The organism is Pseudosulfitobacter pseudonitzschiae, assembly GCF_002222635.1.
GTDB classification, from domain to species: domain Bacteria; phylum Pseudomonadota; class Alphaproteobacteria; order Rhodobacterales; family Rhodobacteraceae; genus Pseudosulfitobacter; species Pseudosulfitobacter pseudonitzschiae_A.
Window position 1 is genome coordinate 2,656,911 of record NZ_CP022415.1, and the last position, 18,259, is coordinate 2,675,169.

19 protein-coding genes and 1 tRNA gene are annotated in these 18,259 nt (G+C 59.1%); 9 read left to right on the forward strand and 11 right to left on the reverse strand.

Annotated elements, in window-relative coordinates; all coding sequences use genetic code 11:
- Positions 1 to 33: 33 nt before the first annotated feature.
- From nusG to SULPSESMR1_RS13015, 4 genes are all read right to left on the reverse strand, one after another.
- Positions 34 to 567: a transcription termination/antitermination protein NusG gene (nusG, locus tag SULPSESMR1_RS13000; RefSeq protein ID WP_089421204.1), complete on the reverse strand. Its 534-nt coding sequence runs from the start codon at positions 565 to 567 to the stop codon at positions 34 to 36.
- A 222-nt stretch (positions 568 to 789) separates the two neighbouring features.
- On the reverse strand, positions 790 to 987 hold the full coding sequence (gene secE, locus SULPSESMR1_RS13005) for a preprotein translocase subunit SecE (RefSeq protein WP_089421205.1): 198 nt from the start codon (positions 985 to 987) through the stop codon (positions 790 to 792).
- Positions 988 to 1,066: 79 nt separating this feature from the next.
- Positions 1,067 to 1,666 (reverse strand): hypothetical protein, encoded by a 600-nt coding sequence (locus SULPSESMR1_RS13010; RefSeq protein ID WP_089421206.1) that lies wholly within the window; start codon positions 1,664 to 1,666, stop codon positions 1,067 to 1,069.
- Positions 1,667 to 1,781: 115 nt separating this feature from the next.
- A tRNA-Trp gene (locus SULPSESMR1_RS13015) sits at positions 1,782 to 1,857 on the reverse strand.
- A gap of 275 nt (positions 1,858 to 2,132) precedes the next feature.
- Between SULPSESMR1_RS13015 and SULPSESMR1_RS13020 the strand changes: the two genes are divergently transcribed.
- Complete coding sequence (locus tag SULPSESMR1_RS13020) at positions 2,133 to 2,552, forward strand: DUF892 family protein (protein ID WP_089422323.1); 420 nt, start codon at positions 2,133 to 2,135, stop codon at positions 2,550 to 2,552.
- Between the two features lie 63 nt (positions 2,553 to 2,615).
- Here the strand turns inward: SULPSESMR1_RS13020 and SULPSESMR1_RS13025 are convergent, their stop codons facing one another.
- The 3 genes from SULPSESMR1_RS13025 to SULPSESMR1_RS13035 all read right to left on the reverse strand — a co-directional run bounded on the left by SULPSESMR1_RS13025 (position 2,616) and on the right by SULPSESMR1_RS13035 (position 5,481).
- Positions 2,616 to 3,326 carry a dimethylsulfonioproprionate lyase family protein gene (locus SULPSESMR1_RS13025; RefSeq protein ID WP_089422324.1) on the reverse strand — a complete coding sequence of 237 codons (711 nt, stop codon included), beginning with the start codon at positions 3,324 to 3,326 and terminating at the stop codon, positions 2,616 to 2,618.
- 185 nt (positions 3,327 to 3,511) lie between these two features.
- Entirely contained in the window at positions 3,512 to 4,687 is a 1,176-nt protein-coding gene (gene tuf / locus SULPSESMR1_RS13030; protein WP_089421192.1) for an elongation factor Tu, read from the reverse strand.
- A 188-nt stretch (positions 4,688 to 4,875) separates the two neighbouring features.
- Positions 4,876 to 5,481 carry a hypothetical protein gene (locus SULPSESMR1_RS13035; RefSeq protein WP_089421207.1) on the reverse strand — a complete coding sequence of 202 codons (606 nt, stop codon included), beginning with the start codon at positions 5,479 to 5,481 and terminating at the stop codon, positions 4,876 to 4,878.
- Between the two features lie 125 nt (positions 5,482 to 5,606).
- On the opposite strand from SULPSESMR1_RS13035, the gene SULPSESMR1_RS13040 reads away from it, so the two are divergent.
- Entirely contained in the window at positions 5,607 to 6,983 is a 1,377-nt protein-coding gene (locus SULPSESMR1_RS13040; protein ID WP_089421208.1) for a cytochrome P450, read from the forward strand.
- Between the two features lie 66 nt (positions 6,984 to 7,049).
- Here SULPSESMR1_RS13040 and SULPSESMR1_RS13045 read toward each other — a convergent pair whose 3' ends face one another.
- The 3 genes from SULPSESMR1_RS13045 to SULPSESMR1_RS13055 all read right to left on the reverse strand — a co-directional run bounded on the left by SULPSESMR1_RS13045 (position 7,050) and on the right by SULPSESMR1_RS13055 (position 11,833).
- Entirely contained in the window at positions 7,050 to 8,177 is a 1,128-nt protein-coding gene (locus SULPSESMR1_RS13045) for a M48 family metallopeptidase (protein ID WP_089421209.1), read from the reverse strand.
- A complete protein-coding gene (locus tag SULPSESMR1_RS13050) occupies positions 8,178 to 9,407 on the reverse strand; it encodes a YjgN family protein (protein WP_089421210.1) in 1,230 nt (409 codons plus the stop codon).
- A gap of 110 nt (positions 9,408 to 9,517) precedes the next feature.
- Positions 9,518 to 11,833 carry a DNA topoisomerase IV subunit A gene (locus SULPSESMR1_RS13055; protein WP_089421211.1) on the reverse strand — a complete coding sequence of 772 codons (2,316 nt, stop codon included), beginning with the start codon at positions 11,831 to 11,833 and terminating at the stop codon, positions 9,518 to 9,520.
- 220 nt (positions 11,834 to 12,053) lie between these two features.
- On the opposite strand from SULPSESMR1_RS13055, the gene SULPSESMR1_RS13060 reads away from it, so the two are divergent.
- The 6 genes from SULPSESMR1_RS13060 (at position 12,054) to SULPSESMR1_RS13085 (ending at position 16,269) form a co-directional block, all read left to right on the forward strand.
- Positions 12,054 to 12,671 (forward strand): SH3 domain-containing protein, encoded by a 618-nt coding sequence (locus SULPSESMR1_RS13060; protein ID WP_089421212.1) that lies wholly within the window; start codon positions 12,054 to 12,056, stop codon positions 12,669 to 12,671.
- A gap of 59 nt (positions 12,672 to 12,730) precedes the next feature.
- Positions 12,731 to 13,558, forward strand: a complete 828-nt coding sequence (locus SULPSESMR1_RS13065; RefSeq protein ID WP_089421213.1) for an SDR family oxidoreductase — start codon at positions 12,731 to 12,733, stop codon at positions 13,556 to 13,558.
- Positions 13,559 to 13,645: 87 nt separating this feature from the next.
- The gene (locus tag SULPSESMR1_RS13070) at positions 13,646 to 13,852 is read left to right on the forward strand and encodes a twin transmembrane helix small protein (RefSeq protein WP_089421214.1); all 207 of its coding nucleotides are present in this window, start codon (positions 13,646 to 13,648) and stop codon (positions 13,850 to 13,852) included.
- Between the two features lies 1 nt (position 13,853).
- A complete protein-coding gene (locus SULPSESMR1_RS13075) occupies positions 13,854 to 14,426 on the forward strand; it encodes a cob(I)yrinic acid a,c-diamide adenosyltransferase (RefSeq protein WP_089421215.1) in 573 nt (190 codons plus the stop codon).
- Positions 14,427 to 14,584: 158 nt separating this feature from the next.
- A complete protein-coding gene (locus SULPSESMR1_RS13080) occupies positions 14,585 to 15,343 on the forward strand; it encodes an electron transfer flavoprotein subunit beta/FixA family protein (RefSeq protein WP_089421216.1) in 759 nt (252 codons plus the stop codon).
- A complete protein-coding gene (locus SULPSESMR1_RS13085) occupies positions 15,343 to 16,269 on the forward strand; it encodes an electron transfer flavoprotein subunit alpha/FixB family protein (RefSeq protein ID WP_089421217.1) in 927 nt (308 codons plus the stop codon). The genes SULPSESMR1_RS13080 and SULPSESMR1_RS13085 overlap by 1 nt, the downstream gene beginning before the upstream one ends.
- A 77-nt stretch (positions 16,270 to 16,346) precedes the next feature.
- Here the strand turns inward: SULPSESMR1_RS13085 and SULPSESMR1_RS13090 are convergent, their stop codons facing one another.
- Positions 16,347 to 17,180 carry a DUF6473 family protein gene (locus tag SULPSESMR1_RS13090; protein WP_089421218.1) on the reverse strand — a complete coding sequence of 278 codons (834 nt, stop codon included), beginning with the start codon at positions 17,178 to 17,180 and terminating at the stop codon, positions 16,347 to 16,349.
- A 151-nt stretch (positions 17,181 to 17,331) separates the two neighbouring features.
- On the opposite strand from SULPSESMR1_RS13090, the gene SULPSESMR1_RS13095 reads away from it, so the two are divergent.
- Complete coding sequence (locus tag SULPSESMR1_RS13095; protein ID WP_089421219.1) at positions 17,332 to 18,207, forward strand: 3-hydroxybutyryl-CoA dehydrogenase; 876 nt, start codon at positions 17,332 to 17,334, stop codon at positions 18,205 to 18,207.
- The last annotated feature ends 52 nt before the right edge of the window (positions 18,208 to 18,259 follow it).

Below are 18,259 nucleotides of genomic sequence, written 5' to 3' on the forward strand. Positions count from 1 at the left end.
TGCCGCGGCACCCTCGCCTCCCACAATTTGCACTCAGGACTGTTTGGTGACCTGAGTGAATTCCAGTTCCACGGGCGTTTCGCGCCCGAAGATCGATACCGTCACCTTGAGGCGCTGCGCATCTTCGTCCACTTCTTCGACCATGCCGTCGAAATCTTCGAACGGACCGTCGTTGACCTTGACGCGCTCGCCCACTTCGAAGTGGATCAGAGTGCGCGGGCTGTCTTCGCCTTCCTGAACGCGGTTCAGGATCTGGTTCACTTCGGCATCGCGCATCGGCATCGGGCGGCCTTGCGGGCCCAGAAAACCGGTGACGCGGTTGATCGAACTGATCAGGTGATACCCGCGGTCGGACATCTCCATGTGGACCAGCACATAACCGGGCATAAAGCGCCGTTCGGTCGTGACTTTCTTGCCGCGGCGCACCTCGATGACCTCTTCGGTCGGCACCAGAACTTCGTCGATTTCACCTTCGAGCTGCTGCTCGACGGCGGTTGTACGAATTTGTTCGGCAATTTTCTTTTCGAAGTTCGAAAGAACGCTGACCGAATACCATCGTTTCGCCATAAGCTCGTCTGCCTCTCTTGGTGCGACACGACAACGTGTCAAATTCTTGATAATTCTCAGACACTTAGCCTGACCAACCTGAACAAAAAATCGGCGCGCAACACGAATCGCCGCACGCCCTCTGTCAGGTCAGGGTTGCCATCTACTCCGACAGTCGCAGAGTTTCAAGGCCTTGATCGGTTTTGTGGGTCATTTGACCGGGATCAACAAAGCACGAAAGGCTCAGCCGAAAAATCCCAAAATCTGCTGCAATCCACCGCGGATCAGAATGTCGACCAGCGCAAAAAACACGGCAACCAGTGCCGCCATGATGAACACCATAACAGTGGTCAGCATCACCTCGCGCCGCGTGGGCCAAACGACCTTGCTGACTTCTGTGCGCACTTGCTGGATAAACTGTAGCGGATTGGTGGTGGCCATAATAGGCTCCTATCGGATTGGTCCGGCCCATGTAACGGGCTGCGACCGTGATTTCAAGGCCCCTTGCGGGGCCGCGGGTTCAAACGGTGGCCTCGCGGTCAGGCAACTGGTCGTGCATCCGCTGCAAACGGGTGGCCATAACGGCATCGTGCCGGTCCTCGGCGTCCAGCAGCGATTGCAGGTCAGGCAAGTACAATCCATCGACCCAGCCATCGGGAAACCGGTCAAGCAAACTGTCCCAGCGACAGGCGAATCTGTCAATGCGTGCTGCCAGCCGCACCCCACGTTCGGGCGCGCGGCCCGTGTACCATTTCAATAAACCAACCGATCCGGACCAGACGCGATCAGCGCCAAAGGCCACAACCATGCCCAACATCACGAACGCGCCCAGCACCAGCGTCAGCACAACCCAAGCAGGCCGTAGCAGCACGATCAACGCAACGGCGGCCCAAACACTCTGACGACGGCTGGGGCGCAAGGCCCGCAAGCGCGCAAACCGCTGCGTGACAACGTCGGGCACTCCCCTGCGCGCGGGCAATGCTTCCTGCGGTGACACGATCCTGTGCGCAAGTGGCCCGCGTGGCGCTTCGGGTGGCAGGGTGACGGCTTCGCCGGATACAAGTTCACGGATCAACGACAGGGTTTCAGGACCAAGTCCCGCTTTGGCAGAATCGGACATAGGAGAACCTTTTGAACAGGATGAACGAACCATGCCGACATAAAGGCGAAATGCGCAGCCACAGCGGCAAGACTGCAGCAGAACAAAGGCGGTATTTCCGATGTATGGACAATGATGGCAGGGGCAGAAGGGTTCGAACCCTCGACCTACGGTTTTGGAGACCGTCGCTCTACCAGCTGAGCTATACCCCTACGCGATCGCTGCGTGATTACGCGGCACGCGGCAGCATTGCAAGTCCGATTTGAGCACAAATGCCAAGGAACGTCACACCCGCATGCGCCAGCGCAGGTTTTACGACCAGCGCGCCTGCAGATGGCGCCCTCTTGGTCAGCATAGCGGGATGGATCAGGGTCAGGTCTGCGCTTGCGCGGATTGCCACCCGCGGCAGCGTCCCTCGGGAACCGCAATGCGCCACGATGTGTTGAGACACCGAACCCAACAAAACAGATCACATGAGGAGATCACCGTGACCATTAACAATCTCAAAGACGTCTATTTCGATCAACTCCAAGACCTGCACAGTGCCTGCAACCAATCGATGGAAGCCACCGCCGATCTGGGCCGTGCCGCAAAAGACAAAGAGCTGAGCAAAGCCTTGATCGCTGGTGTGAATGGCATTTCCGAAGGTCTGGCAACCGAAGCCCGTGCCCACGGCGTCAAAGCCGACATTTCCGACCACGACGCGCGCGATGCGGTGATCATCACCCAGTATCAGCGCATGGTGCACTATGCACTTGCCGGTTACGGCAGTGTCGTCGCCTTTGCCAACCGTCTTGGTCTGGACGAGGACGCAGCCAAGCTGCAAAAACTTCTGGACGATACGTATGATGGCGACCGCCACATGACGAAAATCGCCACCGGCGGCGTTAACAAAGCCGCAGCTTGACCGGTTTCAAAACCGTTCGAAAAGAGGCCAGACATCGCGCTGGCCTCTTTCGTGTCAAACCGCTCAGTATGGCCCACGTGATTTGGCCGTGATCGCCCCTGCCTTGCGCGTGGCCGTAAGCTTCATCATCGGCTCGGCCAACCGCCCTGCTGCACCTGTCCACGCATAGGCCAGAAGACAGGGGTCCAGCTCTCCTGTGGTGATCCGATGTTCGTCGCCAGAACGGTTCAGAATCAACGACCCCGGCGCGTAAACGGCCGTGTCATTTTCAGACCACGCACCCGAAACAGAGATATAGCTTTCCTCGATGTCCTGATGGCTGTGCTGGGGATAGGTGGTGGCGGGCGCGAACAGCACAAAGCCCAAAATCAACCCGTCGGACTGCACCGGCCCCTTCGGGCCCAAAACCTCGCAATAGGCGTATTTCTGCGCCAGCGCCTTGGGTAGCTTGTCATAGCCATATTCCCACGCCAGATCGCCGCGCACTTCGCGCAAAGCCCGCGCCATGCCCTGCATCGCCGACCGCTCACCCAGATCCAGCGCACGGGCGAAATGTGCGGTCACAGGCTTAACCTCGTGCGGACGGGACAAAATCGCGGGGTTGGATGCCACACAGGCCGACAGCCTGTCGCGCACCCGTTTGCGGTGACTGCGGATCGACGGGCTGCCCCCTGCGGTGCCGTTGCGGTACAGCACATCGAACTCGCGCAGCAAATAGGTCCAGTTCGGGCAATCCCGAAGCCGAAGATCGGCGGGGGACGTTGTGTCAGTCATCAGCGGCTGGTCCTTTTGCACATGGTCTGCGTCGCTCTCGAACCACCAACAGCCTTTTGCACCCCCTTCGCGCGACAGCTTGCGTCCTTGAAGAACACAGCAGCGACACCGCACAAAAAAGGCCGCAGCTAGTGCTGCGGCCTTTTCTATTGAAGCGATGGCGGGCCGGTGGCCCGCTCAGCGGCTTATTCGGTGATCTTCGACACCACGCCGGCGCCCACTGTGCGGCCACCTTCACGGATCGCAAAGCGCAGGCCTTGCTCCATGGCGATCGGCGCGATCAGTTCAACGTCGAACTTCAGGTTGTCACCGGGCATAACCATTTCCGTACCTTCGGGCAGGTTCACGGTGCCGGTCACGTCTGTCGTCCGGAAGTAGAACTGCGGACGGTAGTTCGCGAAGAACGGCGTGTGACGCCCACCTTCATCCTTGGTCAGGATATAGGCTTCGGCTTCGAACTTGGTGTGCGGGTTCACCGAACCGGGTTTGCACAGAACCTGACCACGCTCGACGCCTTCACGGTCAATACCGCGCAGCAGGGCGCCGATGTTGTCACCAGCTTCACCACGATCCAGCAGCTTGCGGAACATTTCAACGCCTGTGCAGGTCGTTTTCTTGGTGTCACGGATGCCGACGATTTCGATGTCGTCGCCAACGTTGATCACGCCACGCTCGATACGACCGGTCACAACTGTACCACGACCCGAAATCGAGAACACGTCCTCGACGGGCATCAGGAACGGCTGATCCACGGCACGCTCGGGTGTCGGGATGTACTCGTCAACAGCGGCCATCAGCTTTTTGATCGACTCTTCGCCGATCTCGGGGTCGCGGCCTTCCATAGCGGCCAGAGCCGAGCCGGGGATGATCGGAATGTCATCGCCAGGGTAATCATACGAGGACAAAAGCTCGCGGATTTCCATTTCGACCAGTTCCAGCAGTTCTTCGTCGTCCACCTGGTCCACTTTGTTCATGTAGACAACCATGTAGGGGATGCCCACCTGACGGCCCAGCAGGATGTGCTCGCGCGTTTGCGGCATCGGGCCGTCTGCTGCGTTCACAACCAGAATCGCGCCGTCCATCTGGGCAGCACCGGTGATCATGTTCTTGACGTAGTCGGCGTGGCCGGGGCAGTCGACGTGCGCATAGTGGCGCGCTTCGGTTTCATATTCGACGTGTGCGGTCGAAATGGTGATGCCGCGGGCTTTTTCTTCGGGCGCGCCGTCGATCTGGTCGTAGGCTTTGAAGTCACCAAAGTATTTGGTGATCGCAGCTGTCAGCGTCGTTTTACCGTGGTCAACGTGGCCGATTGTGCCGATGTTAACGTGCGGTTTATTGCGTTCAAACTTTTCCTTAGCCATGTCTCGGCGCCCTTTTTGTTAGTGGAATCCTTGCAGACCCAATGCGTTCCGCGGGGCATGTATTGCCATTGCGCAGGAAAATCAAGCGGTCTTCACGGTTTTGGAGTTGCGCAGATGTACACATCTGCCGCGTTTCGGTACAAATCTCCGCGCGCGGTCCGCAGCATGCAAAGCGGCCTTTGCGTGGCTTACTCGGCAGCGATCGCCGCCTCTGGTACAGCCGTGTCCGCATCCGCGCTGACCCGACCAGCCCCGGTCGTGACAAACCAGCCTTCTTCTTTCATCTGTTTAACCAGATAACGCTCGATCGCCTTGGCCACGTTTTCGGACAATTGCTCCAGTTGTTCCTCGGCGGACAGGGTATAGCCCGACCCGACCACCGTGCCGGTGCCAAATGTTTCCAGCACGGTGATGGTATGGGGTTTGTCCATCAACTTTTTGCCCGCCGCATCGTCCCAGACCGTCAAGTTGATGATCAGGATCGATTTTGGCGACAACACCAGAGGTACACCGGGGGCGGCCAGCACGTAGCCTTCGACCGACACACCAAAGTGATAGTTGCTGTTACCGTCATAACGGTCGAACCGCTGGGCGATGGCTTTTTGCACAGCGGTCGTCAGCTGCTCTTCTGTGGCATCGCGGCTGAGCGGACCTTTTTGCGCCTTCGGGGCGACAACGACATTGTGCAACAGGTTAAAATTGCCCAGCGGCACGGGTTTGTCGTTAATATCATTGGCGCCACCACAAGCCGTCAGCAGACCCATCACACACATCATCATCGCAAGCCGCAGCATTGCAGTCCTCCCAAAAGGATTGTTCAGCCAAGGCCTAACGGATGATCGTCACAGGCGCAATTGGCCGCTGTGCGATTGCAGGCCGCGCAGATGCACTTATATCATGGTAGAACAAGGAGAGCACGATGCCCGACACGGTTCTACCACAAGCCGCCCAAAGCCCGCTTCCTGTCCGCGTACCATTGGTCAGCGAGCCGTGGGGCCTGTTGAAAAGCCTGCAAGAGGCGCGGCGCAACGTGCTGTCGATCATCCCTGAGATTGCAACGACCCAGCCAATGGTGTCAGGCAAGACCGGCAAACGCTGGCATATGGTGATGGACCCTCAGGCCATACGCGAAATGTTGCTGGACCGGCTGGATCAATACCCCAAATCTCTGGTTACCAAGAACCTGCTGAAGCCCGCCATCGGAGAATCGCTGTTCATCGCCGAAGGCGCGCACTGGCGCTGGCAGCGACGCACGGCGGCACCGGTGTTTTCGCATCGCAACGTCTCGGCGCTGGCACCGATCATGTCAGCCGCAGCCGAGCGGGCCTGCGACCGGATCGCAGCGGCAGGGCCACGTGCGGTGAATCTGCTGGACGAGATGGTGACAACAACCTTTGACGTGATCGCCGATGTGACGTTTTCGGGCGGTGATACTTTTGACCGCGACGGGGTACACAACGCCATCGACAGCTATATCGCCGAGGCGGGCAAGATCTCTTTGTTTGATATTCTGGGCTTTCCCGACTGGGTGCCGCGCCCGGGCCGGGTGATGTCGGGCAAAGCCCTGAAAGAAATGAAATCGGTGGCGGACAAGGCGATCGAAGATCGCGCCGCACGCGGCACCAGCGCGGTGCCCGATTTGCTGGACCTGCTGCTGGCAGGGGAAGACCCCAAGTCGGGTCGCACCATGTCCACCGCCGAACTGCGCGACAACCTTTTGACCTTTATCGTAGCGGGCCACGAGACGACCGCGCTGACATTGGCATGGTCGATGTATCTGGTGGCTTTTGACCAAGACGTGCAGGACCGCGCCCGCGCCGAGGCACAATCGGTGCTGCAAGGACGCGCGGCAGGCGCCGAGGACGTGGCCGATCTGCCCTATATCCGCCAGATCGTCGACGAGGCACTGCGGTTGTATCCACCTGCGGGGATCGTATCGCGCACTGCTTTGAAAAAGGACACCCTGGGCGGACGCGAGATTTTGCCCGGCGATACGGTGATGATCCCGATTTATGCGTTGGGGCGGTCAAAGCTGTTGTGGGAAGACGCCGACGCTTTCCGGCCCGAACGGTTTGCCAACCGCAAGGCGATTGACCGCTATGCCTATCTGCCCTTTGGCGACGGGCCGCGTATCTGCATCGGAGCCTCTTTTGCGCTGCAAGAGGCGGTGATCATACTGGCGACACTGCTATCACGGTTCCGCTTCAAACCTGTGGCGGGGCGTGACCCCGAGCCGGTGATGATCCTGACCCTGCGGCCCGAAGGCGGTGTCTGGCTGACGGCTGAGGCGGTTTAAGGTCGGGGGCGCTGCCCCCGGCGCTATGCGCCTCCCCCGGAGTTTTTCTGGCAAGATGAAGGGAGGTCAGTCGCAGATGTCTTGCAGGGCTTTGAACTCGGCCTTGGTCAAAAGCGGTTTTGTCGGGCCCTGCGTTGCGGCAAAAGTGCGGGCGGCGTCAGCGCGGGCAGCGGTTTCGGGGTGGCTGGACATATAGACAGGCAGATCGGGCATGATGCTTTCGAGATCGGCCAGACTGTCAAAGAAATCGGCAAAGCCTTCGGTGGTGACACCGGCTTTGTCCAGCATGGTCAGGGCGTAAAGGTCGGCCTTGGCCTCGGCCTCGCGGGTGTAGCTGGAATTGAGCATCCATTCGGCCATCGCCACGGCGACAGTGCCGCCTGCGAAATCGCCCAGCACCAGCCCCAACAGCCCCGCCGATCCTGCCGCGCGCAAGGCACCGCGCGTGCTGTCACGGTTTTCGACGTGGGCGATTTCATGCGCCAGTACAGCACCAACTGCTTCTGGTGTCTCGGCTGCAGCGAGCAAGCCGTTTACCAGAACGATCTGGCCGCCCGGTGCGGCAAAGGCATTCACCATCTCGTGGTTCATCACCACGACGTTCAGGTCATATTCGACACCCGTAGAGGTGGTCAGCGTATTTGTCAGCTTGGTCAGTGCGGCATCCCCTTCGGGGCTGGAGCAGACCAGCGTGCCAGCCTCGTTGCCGCCCAAGAAGCGTTCCATCTGGCGCACTATGGACTTGCCCCAAGCGACCTCTTTCTCGATTGGAATGATCAGGGCCATTGTGCTGGCCATCGCGGGCAGGATGACAAAGATCATCACCGCCAGCGCACCAGCCGCCAGCCCCAGACGGGTCAGCACCCGCCGCGTGGTGCCCGGTGCGATGTCGCGTCGCTGCAGGTCGGGGCATAGCCGCGTGATGTCCTGAACCATCTGCGGGTCTAACACCGTCAGACGGGCCGTAACGATCAGCGCGCTGTCATGGGAATGGGCGGCCTGAAGGCTGATCACCAACTGGTCGGTGCGCGCCTGCCCCCCCAAGGCACGCAGCGCACCCATCGGCCAGTGCTGCACACCGCCCGGCAGATCGGGGTGGTGCAAGGTCAGCATCAGCGCCGCAGGATCGATCGACAGGTCTACGTCAAGACGCAGACCTGTTTCGCCATCGAAATACCGCGCTTGCGCCTCCACCTAGATCGCTCCACCGATGTCAAGCGCGTCGGCAAAGCCCTCGGCGTCGGCACCGGGATCGGGGGCACGCTGGTTGATGTGATCCAGATGCGGGGCGTTGGCCACCACCACGGAAGAAACCACATGGTCGATGATGCGTTGTGTGATCATCACCAGCGACAGCCCGCCCAGCGCAAGGATCAGCGCCACGTAAAGCACAGCAACCACGATACCGCCCAGAATACCACCGGCTGCGTTGAAATCATCCGGGCTGGCATAGCCACCAAAAAGCGCCCCCAACGCGCCAAAGCTCATGCCTAGGGTCGCCATCAGAACCAGCCCCATGAACAAAAAGCCGATGATCGCGGCGCCGATGATCGCAGCGATGCCTGTCAGCGTAATGCCGATCACGCGGCCTGTGCGTGCGCCGGAATCAAAGGTCACAGCCCCGTCGAGCATTTTGGCGCGGGTCAGCACATTGAATGCGTAAATGCGGTAATAGACACCCCCCACGATCAGCCAGATATAGCCAACCAGAACCGAAACCACGGCCAACACAGGAATTTCGACCACCACGGCAAGCGCGCTGCCGATTACAATCAGCAGTACCGCGAACAGCACATGCTTGAGCCCCGGATAAAGAGATTGCCAGCGCCCGGTCTGTTCGAATCTGGCGTCGCCGTACCATGTGCGGTCGGTCATATATTTTTCCAGCCAGAAGGTTTGGCGCGGCAACAGAATGCCCAAAGTGATGATTGTCAGAAACCCGTGGCCCAGCGCCCGCCAGACATATCCCCACGCGCCGTTCTCCATGCCAAAGCGCAACCCGCGCCATCGTGTACGTGCCATTTTATAGCGACGAGCGCGATACACGGCGAACAACAGCAGCGGCAAGACTGCCAGTAGTGAGATATAAATCGCCCCAACTTGCGCCATCACTTCGATGTCGTTGCGCGGCTCGGAGAACAGGTTGAGGCCGAAGTAGAACAGCGCCATCTGCACAATGCCCAGATAAACCGCCAGCACCACGATGGCGAAGAGAAAGCCCAGCAGCTTTTCCAGTCCGGTGCCGGTATATTCAAAGCTGTCGCCGTCGCCAGCTGTCGCGGACCAGATGTATTTGCGAATGCGGGTCTTGGCCCAGAAACGATAGATGCCCAGCGTAATCAGGGTCAGAATTGCGGTTTTGAAATAGAGCGAGAACAAAGGCCCCGCTTTGCCATGATACTGGCCGTGAATGGTCGCACTCATTGTTTTATATGTCCTTCGTTATAACCAGGCTTGCCTTTGTGCGCATGTTTTCTGCGCATTCTGCGTTCGCCGTTCTAGCAATACAACGGCTTGCAATGGCAAGAATACCTTTAGTTGAATCGGTTGTCGCGTGGAAATCCGCGAGGTGCCATGCGGCCTGAACCGGCGCGTTTTCCGCGCCACTCGGTCAGTTCCGCTTGGGTACGGGTGCGGCCTGCAGGGTCCAGCCACGTCAAACCGTCCGCAAGCGTAAAGGTGATGGCGTCGGACAGGCCGCCGTCTTTGTATTTTTGCAGACGCACGCCTTTGCCACGGGCCATCTCGGGCAGTTCGTCCAGATCAAAGACCAGAACCTTGCGGTTCTCGCCGACCACGGCCACAGCATCGCCGGTCACCCGTTTGCAGATCAGCGCAAAGACATCGCCGCGCACGTTCAGCACCTGTTTGCCGCTGCGTGTCTGGGCGACAACTTCGTTCTCCGGCACTACAAAACCGTCACCCGCAGAAGAGGCAACCAGCAGGCGTGCGTCGGGTTTGTGAATAAACAGATCAACGATCTGCGCCTCGTTGGGCAGATCGACCATCAGGCGCAGCGGTTCGCCCATGCCGCGCCCGCCGGGCAGGTTCGAGGCGGACAAAGTATAGAACCGCCCGTTTGATCCAAAGACCAGCAGCCTGTCGGTGGTTTCAGCATGAAAAACAAAGCGCGGCGCGTCGCCGTCCTTGAACTTCAGTTCGCGGTTCAGATCAATGTGGCCGGTCATCGCGCGGATCCAACCCATCTGGCTGCACACAACGGTGATCGGCTCCCGGTCGATCATCGCTTCTAGGGGCACATCTTCGACCTGTCCGGCCTCGGCAAATGTGGTGCGGCGCGCACCTGCATTCGGCGTATCGCCAATTGCCCAGTCCTTGCCAAACTGCTTTTTCGTTTCTTTCAGTTGTTCGCTGATCGCGTCCCACTGAAGATGCGGATTGTCCAGAAGATCCTCAAGACCTGCGCGTTCTTCCATCAGGGCCGATTGCTCGCGCAGCAATTCCAGCTCTTCCAGACGGCGCAAGCTGCGCAGACGCATGTTCAGGATCGCGTCTGCCTGCACTTCGGTCAGCGATTCTTCGGTGGCTAGGGGCGGCGACTGATAGTCTTTTTCGTCCGTCGCCCGCACATGATCGCGGCCCCAGTCTTCGCGCATCAGCGCGGCCTTGGGCTCGTCGTCATAGCGGATGATGTCGATCACACGATCCAGATTGAGGAAGGCGACAATGAACCCTTCCAGCACTTCCAGACGGTGGTCGATCTTTTCCATGCGGTGCAGGCTGCGCCGCTCCAGCACTTCGCGGCGGAAATCAAGAAAGGCCCGCAGCACTTCCTTCATCGAGCAGACCTTGGGCGTGACGCCGTCGATCAGCACGTTCATGTTCATCGAGAACCGCACTTCCAGATCGGAATTGCGGTAAAGCATTCCCATCAGCACATCGGGATCGACGTTTTTCGAACGCGGTTCCAGCACCAGCCGAATGTCGTCGGCGCTTTCGTCGCGCACATCGCCAAGGATCGGAACCTTTTTGGTCTGGATGACCTCGGCCAGCTTTTCGATCAGCTTGGATTTCTGGACCTGATAGGGAATCTCTGTGACGACAATCTGCCACTGCCCGCGACCCAGATCCTCGACTTCGTAGCGGCAGCGCAGGCGAAAGCCGCCTTTGCCGGTGCGATAGTTTTCGGCAATGCTTTCGGGTGGCTCGACGATGATCCCGCCGGTGGGGAAATCGGGGCCTTTGACAAAATTCAGCAGCGTGTCGTCTCGCGCATCTGGAGTCTTGATCAGATGCAGGCAGGCATCGCACAGCTCGGCGATGTTGTGCGGTGGAATGTTGGTGGCCATGCCCACCGCAATGCCCGAAGAACCGTTGGCCAGCAGGTTGGGAAACTGCGCGGGCAGCACGACCGGTTCGGTCAGCGTGCCGTCATAGTTGTCACGGAAATCGACCGCGTTTTCGTTCAGCCCGTCCAGCAGCGCCTCGGCCACGGCGGTCATGCGCGCCTCGGTGTAGCGGCTGGCCGCAGGGTTGTCGCCGTCGATGTTGCCAAAGTTACCCTGACCGTCAACCAGCGGATAGCGCACGTTGAAATCCTGCGCCAGACGCGCCATCGCGTCGTAAATCGCGGCGTCACCGTGCGGGTGATAGTTGCCCATCACGTCGCCCGAAATTTTGGCCGACTTGCGGAATCCGCCTTTGGAAGATAGGCGCAATTCACGCATCGCGAACAGGATTCGGCGGTGTACCGGCTTTAGCCCGTCGCGGGCATCCGGCAGTGCGCGGTGCATGATCGTGGACAGCGCATAGGTCAGATACCGATCACCCAGCGCGCGGCGCAGGGGTTCGGACAGGTCCATATTGGGGGGCTGGGTAATATCTGACATAAATGCTGTGTAGCCATGTGCCCCAAACGGGACAAGAGGGCAAAGCACCCGAACTGAAATGGGGAACCACTTGGGCAGTAACGGCGTTGTTATTTCGACACGGCGATGGATGCGGGGAAGAATTCCTTGGTTTTCTCACTGCGCGTCTCGCGGTCGCCTGATAAGATAAACCGACCCGCGCAAAAGCTGCCGCGCTTGCAGGGTGTTTCTGGGGGACTAGATGATGCTGCGTTTTATCGTTCTGACATTTGGATTTTTGGGCTGGGCCTTTTTCGAGATGAGCGGCGGTGCCGGTTTTGACGGTGAAGCATTGCGGCTGTCGCGTATCGAAATCGAAGATGCCGCTCCTGCGGCGCCGTCGGCGCCTAAGAGCTTGTTGGCAGGCATAGATTCGCAAAACAGCGATACCGCAGATGTCACCCGCGTTGCCCTGAACCTGACAACAACCCGCGATATTATCGCCCCTGCCAAACCTTTGCCGACCACCACTGGTCCTGCCAAATTCGACGGCGCGACGCTAAGCACTGCATCTCTGGATACAGATCAAGAGAACAGAATCGTGATTCCCAGCCTGATTCCCACCGCACAGCCCGCCGTTCAGACAGCGGATGACGTGATGACAGACGAAAATTTCAACACATTGGACGTGCGTGCTGTCTCTGGCAACCGCGTGAACGTGCGCGGCGGACCGGGAACGGATTTTGGCGTGGTCTCCAGCCTGACACGCGGCGAAGAGGTCGAAATTCTTCAAGACCCCGGCAACGGCTGGGTCAAGCTGCGCCCCTTGAACGGTGGCCCCGAAGGCTGGATGGCAGATTTTTTACTGACCAACAGCTGATTGCCAACACTCACAACCCGTGACACACCTGCCCGCATATCATCGCGGGCAGTTTTCGTATGAAATCCATTCTGATTACCGGATGTTCTTCGGGCATCGGCTATGCCGCCGCGCAGCAGATGCGCGCACGCGGCTGGCGCGTATTTGCCGCCTGCCGTCAGACCGAGGACTGCGCACGCCTGAAGGCCGAGGGGTTCGACAGCCCACAGATCGACTATGCCGACGCGAACAGCATCGACGCCGGACTGACCGAAGTTCTAAACGCCACAGGCGGCACGCTTGATGCTTTGTTCAACAATGGTGCCCATGCGACCCCCGGCGCAGTCGAAGATCTGCCAACCGATGGTTTGCGCGCGCTGTTCGAAGCGAATTTCTTTGGCTGGCACACCCTGACCCGCGCCGTTATTCCGGTGATGCGGGCCCAACGGCACGGCCGGATTGTGCAGTGCTCGTCTGTACTTGGCTTTGTCACCATGCCGTGGCGCGGAGCCTACAATGCGTCCAAACACGCGCTCGAAGGGCTGACCAGCACGCTGCGGATCGAAATGCGCGGCAGTGGCATCCACATCTGCCTGATCGAACCCGGCCCCGTCACCAGCCGCTTTCGCGTCAACGCTGTCAAACATTTCGAACGCTGGATCGACTGGCAGGCCTCGCCTCATGCCGACCGGTACAAGACCAGCCTGATGAAACGGCTTTACGCCGAAAACAAGGGCCCCGATCCCTTTGAACTGCCGCCCGAAGCGGTGGTGAAAAAACTGATACACGCCGTGGAAAGCCCCCGCCCGCGTCCGCGCTATTTCGTAACGGTGCCGACCCACCTGATGGGTGTGCTGAAACGGATTTTGCCGACGCGTGCGCTGGACTGGGTGCTGACCCGTGCTTAGGCTTTGCACCCGAGGTGGCGCAAACAGGTTCGCTTTCGTCGCGTGGGCCGCTACATCTGATACCAAAGACGTAATAAGGAATTGGGCATGACCTCTGATCCTATGTTTATCTTGATCCTGCTGGCCTGCGCGGCTGTCGTTCTGGTGCTGATCACCGGACTGGGCGGCTTTGCCAAAGGGGACGGATGGGCATCAAAAAACTCGAACAAACTGATGCGAATGCGGATCATGGCGCAGTTTGCCGCCGTGGTTCTGATTGTAATTGCCATTCTGTGGCGCAAGTCCGGAGGCTGACATGGTTGTACTGAACAAGATTTACACCCGCACCGGCGACAAGGGCGAAACCGCATTGGGTGACGGCACGCGGGTGGTGAAATACGCCGCGCGGGTCAACGCCTATGGCACCTCGGACGAGTTGAACGCATTTGTCGGCGTCGCACGGCTTGAGGCGACGGGCGCCACGGACGACGCGCTTGCGCGCATTCAGAATGATCTGTTCGATCTGGGGGCCGACCTGTGCCGCCCCGACATGGAAAGCGACGCCAAAGCCGACTACCCCCCCCTGCGTATGATCGACGCACAGGTGGACCGGCTGGAAGCCGAGATCGACGTGATGAATGCCGAGCTTGAGCCGCTGCGCAGTTTTGTATTGCCCGGTGGTGCCGCGCTGGCGGCCCATCTGCACGTTTGCCGTACCGTTTCGCGCCGCGCCGAACGTCTGGCGGTGGAACTTGCCACACTGGAACCCGTTAACCCGTCAGCAATTAGATACCTCAACCGGCTTAGCGACTGGTTCTTTGTCGCCTCGCGCATCGCCAACAACAGTGGCAAGGATGATGTGTTGTGGGTGCCCGGCGCGAACCGCTGACGCCATGTAAACGGGGCGGCGGGGCCAAAACGCGGCGTCGCCATCCCATATTGCGACGATTTTACCCTGTTTCCGCAGCGCGGGCTTGGGTAAACCGTGCGGAATGAATTGTTGGCTTACCATCTGGTGAGTCGGATTTTGTCAAGGAAGGAACGCTCATGAAGGTGCTGGTGCCTGTCAAACGCGTGATCGACTATAACGTGAAAGTTCGCGTCAAAGCGGACGGATCGGGTGTTGATCTTGCAAACGTAAAAATGTCGATGAACCCGTTCGACGAGATTGCCGTCGAACAGGCGATCCGTCTGAAAGAGGCCGGTCAGGCCGATGAGATCATCGCGGTCTCCATCGGTGTGAAGCAGGCGCAGGAAACTCTGCGCACCGCTTTGGCCATGGGCGCGGACCGTGCGATCCTTGTGATTGCGGCGGACGACGTACATCAGGACATCGAACCGCTGACCGTCGCCAAGATCCTCAAGGCGATCGTCGACGAAGAGCAGCCCGGCCTTGTGCTGTGCGGCAAACAGGCGATCGACAACGACATGAACGCCACCGGCCAGATGCTGTCTGCCCTGCTGGGCTGGTCGCAGGCGACATTCGCCTCGGATATCGAGATTTCCGGCGATAAGGCCAAGGTCACACGCGAAGTCGACGGCGGTTTGCAAACGATCGAAGTCAACATGCCGACAGTTGTCTCTGTCGACCTGCGCCTGAACGAGCCGCGCTATGCGTCGCTGCCCAATATCATGAAAGCAAAGAAAAAGCCGCTGGATGAGAAAACCGCAGCCGATTACGGCGTCGACACGGCACCGCATCTGGAAGTGGTCAGCACGAAAGAGCCCGAAGCCCGCGCGGCTGGCGAAATCGTGGCCGACGTGGACGCACTGGTGGCCAAACTCAAAGAAAAGGGAGTCGTGTAATGGCTGTTCTGCTTCTTGCTGAAGTGACCGATGGCGAACTGGCGATGGACGCCACCGCCAAAGCTGTCACTGCCTCGAAGGCCTTGGGTGACGTGACCGTTCTGTGCGCGGGCGGCTCTGCCGCTGCGGCGGGCGAAGCGGCTGCCAAGATTGATGGCGTGTCCAAGGTGCTGGTCGCCGAAGATGCGTCGCTGGGTCACCGCCTTGCGGAATCGACAGCTGCGCTGATCGTGTCGCTGGCAGATGACTACGAGCACATCGTAGCCCCCGCCACCACCGACGCCAAAAACGTGATGCCCCGCGTTGCGGCCTTGCTTGACGTAATGATCATCTCGGACGCCTCGGGCGTTATTGATGGCGACACATTCGAACGCCCGATCTATGCGGGCAACGCGATCCAGACCGTCAAATCCAAAGACGCCAAAAAGGTCATCACCTTCCGCACGTCGACATTTGATGCGGCTGGAACCGGCGGTTCGGCTTCGGTTGACACCGTGTCGGCAGCAGCCGATCCCGGTCTGTCGTCGTGGGTCGAAGACAAAGTCGCAGCCAGCGACCGTCCTGAACTGACATCGGCTGGCGTTGTTGTCTCGGGTGGCCGCGGTGTTGGCTCGGAAGAAGACTTTAAACTGATCGAGCAACTGGCCGACAAACTGGGCGCCGCCGTTGGCGCATCGCGTGCAGCGGTTGACAGTGGCTATGCCCCGAACGACTGGCAGGTTGGCCAGACCGGCAAGGTTGTGGCTCCTGAACTTTATGTCGCGGTTGGTATCTCGGGTGCGATCCAGCACCTTGCGGGCATGAAAGACTCCAAGGTGATCGTTGCGATCAACAAGGACGAAGAAGCCCCTATCTTCCAGGTTGCCGATTATGGCCTGGTGGCCGACCTGTTCACGGCTGTGCCGGAACTGATCGAAAAACTGTAAACGGACGGGCCGCGCCCATCTGAAGCAATAAAAGGCCCGCCTGAAATGGCGGGCCTTTTTGCGTTTCAAGCACTGTTTCAAACCATGTGCCCCACCAGCTTTCCAAGCACCGGAACCAACGCGGCTGCCGCCTCTTGATGTGCCACGGGGCCCAGCATGGTCTGCGCCGCCGGTCGTTCCATTTCGGAAAACACCATGCCAATCGTGCCTTGGCTACGGGCATGTTCCGAGGCTTGAACCTCAACCATTTCGGTCACCTCGTTGCGCAAGGTTTCGATCATTTCGCGGGTGATCAACCACGGATCGTGGGTCATCCCGTTGTCGCGGTTGTCGGGGTCAGCTTCTCCGAACCACAACAAAACAGTCTTGCCCGGAATACGGCCCAACAAGTGGCGCATCCGCCCGACCCATGCGATTTGCAGTTCTTCCCGAACAGTACGGAACCGTTCGGGAGACACGGCATTCAAATGGGTCAGCATATGCTTGTTGAAATTGAACTCGGCAAAATCAACATCGCGAAAGATCGCCTCCAACAGGCCAGACGGCTTGAGGAACCTGTCATTGCGGCGCGGGTGCACCGAATAGAACCGGTTCGACATATTTTGTGCGCTCAGCACCTGAAGGACGGTCACTTTTGCCCCTGCCCCGATTTCCGTCAGATACGAATCCGATGCAAACACCTCGATCCCCGCGTTGGTGCAACCCAGATTCACACAGGTCATCCCGATTTGTTCCTCGACCAGATCCGGAAACGGCTTGGCCACAAATTTCCCGTAGGTTTCAGTCCCGCCAAAAAATGCGATATACGGTTTTTTCAGTGACTTTCGTGGCCCCCGAAACAGCACCTTGGATGTGCCGTACCGGCACGGAAGATAGTCAAGGGACCCTTGGCCCACAGCATCATAGGTCATTACACCCACCTCTCAATTTCACCCGAGGTCGGGTATAACGAACAGGTCCTTAAGAAATGCTAACTTGGTCTGACACCACCGCGCGGCTGTTCACACCTTGCGGCCAGACGGGCGGGACGCATATGGTGCGCTAACACAAAAGGGGCATTTCATGGACATCAAAACGGTCGGAATTGTGGGCGCGGGTCAAATGGGCAACGGGATTGCCCATGTTATGGCGCTCGCGGGCTATGACGTGACAATGACAGACATCAGCGATGACGCGCTGAAAACCGCCATCGCGCTGATTGACAGCAACATGGAACGGCAGGTCAGCCGCGAAAAAATCAGCGCCGAGACCAAGGCTGAAGCCATGGCGCGGATCACCACAACCGTGACGCTGACAGATCTGGGCCCCAGCGATCTGATCATCGAGGCCGCGACGGAACGTGAAACCGTCAAGCAGGCAATCTTCGAAGATCTGCTGCCACACCTGAAACCGCACACCATTTTGACGTCGAACACATCGTCGATCTCGATCACCCGCCTTGCCAGCCGCACGGACCGGCCCGAAAAGTTCATGGGGTTCCACTTCATGAACCCTGTGCCGGTGATGCAACTGGTCGAACTGATCCGCGGAATCGCCACCGACGCAGAGACCTATGATGCGTGCAAAAAGGTCGTGGACAAACTGGGCAAGACCGCCGCCAGTGCCGAAGATTTCCCCGCCTTTATTGTCAACCGCATCCTGATGCCGATGATCAACGAGGCGGTCTATACCCTTTACGAAGGTGTCGGCAGTGTGCAGTCGATCGACAGTTCGATGAAGCTGGGTGCCAACCACCCGATGGGTCCGCTGGAGTTGGCCGATTTTATCGGTTTGGATACCTGTCTTGCGATTATGAACGTATTGCATGACGGCTTGGCAGATACCAAATACCGCCCCTGCCCGTTGCTGACCAAATATGTCGAAGCCGGTTGGCTGGGGCGCAAGACCGAACGTGGGTTCTACGATTATCGCGGCGAGACACCTGTTCCCACACGCTAGGGGGGCGGGGGCGCTGCCCTCGGCGCTTTCGCGCCTCCCCCGGAGTTTATCT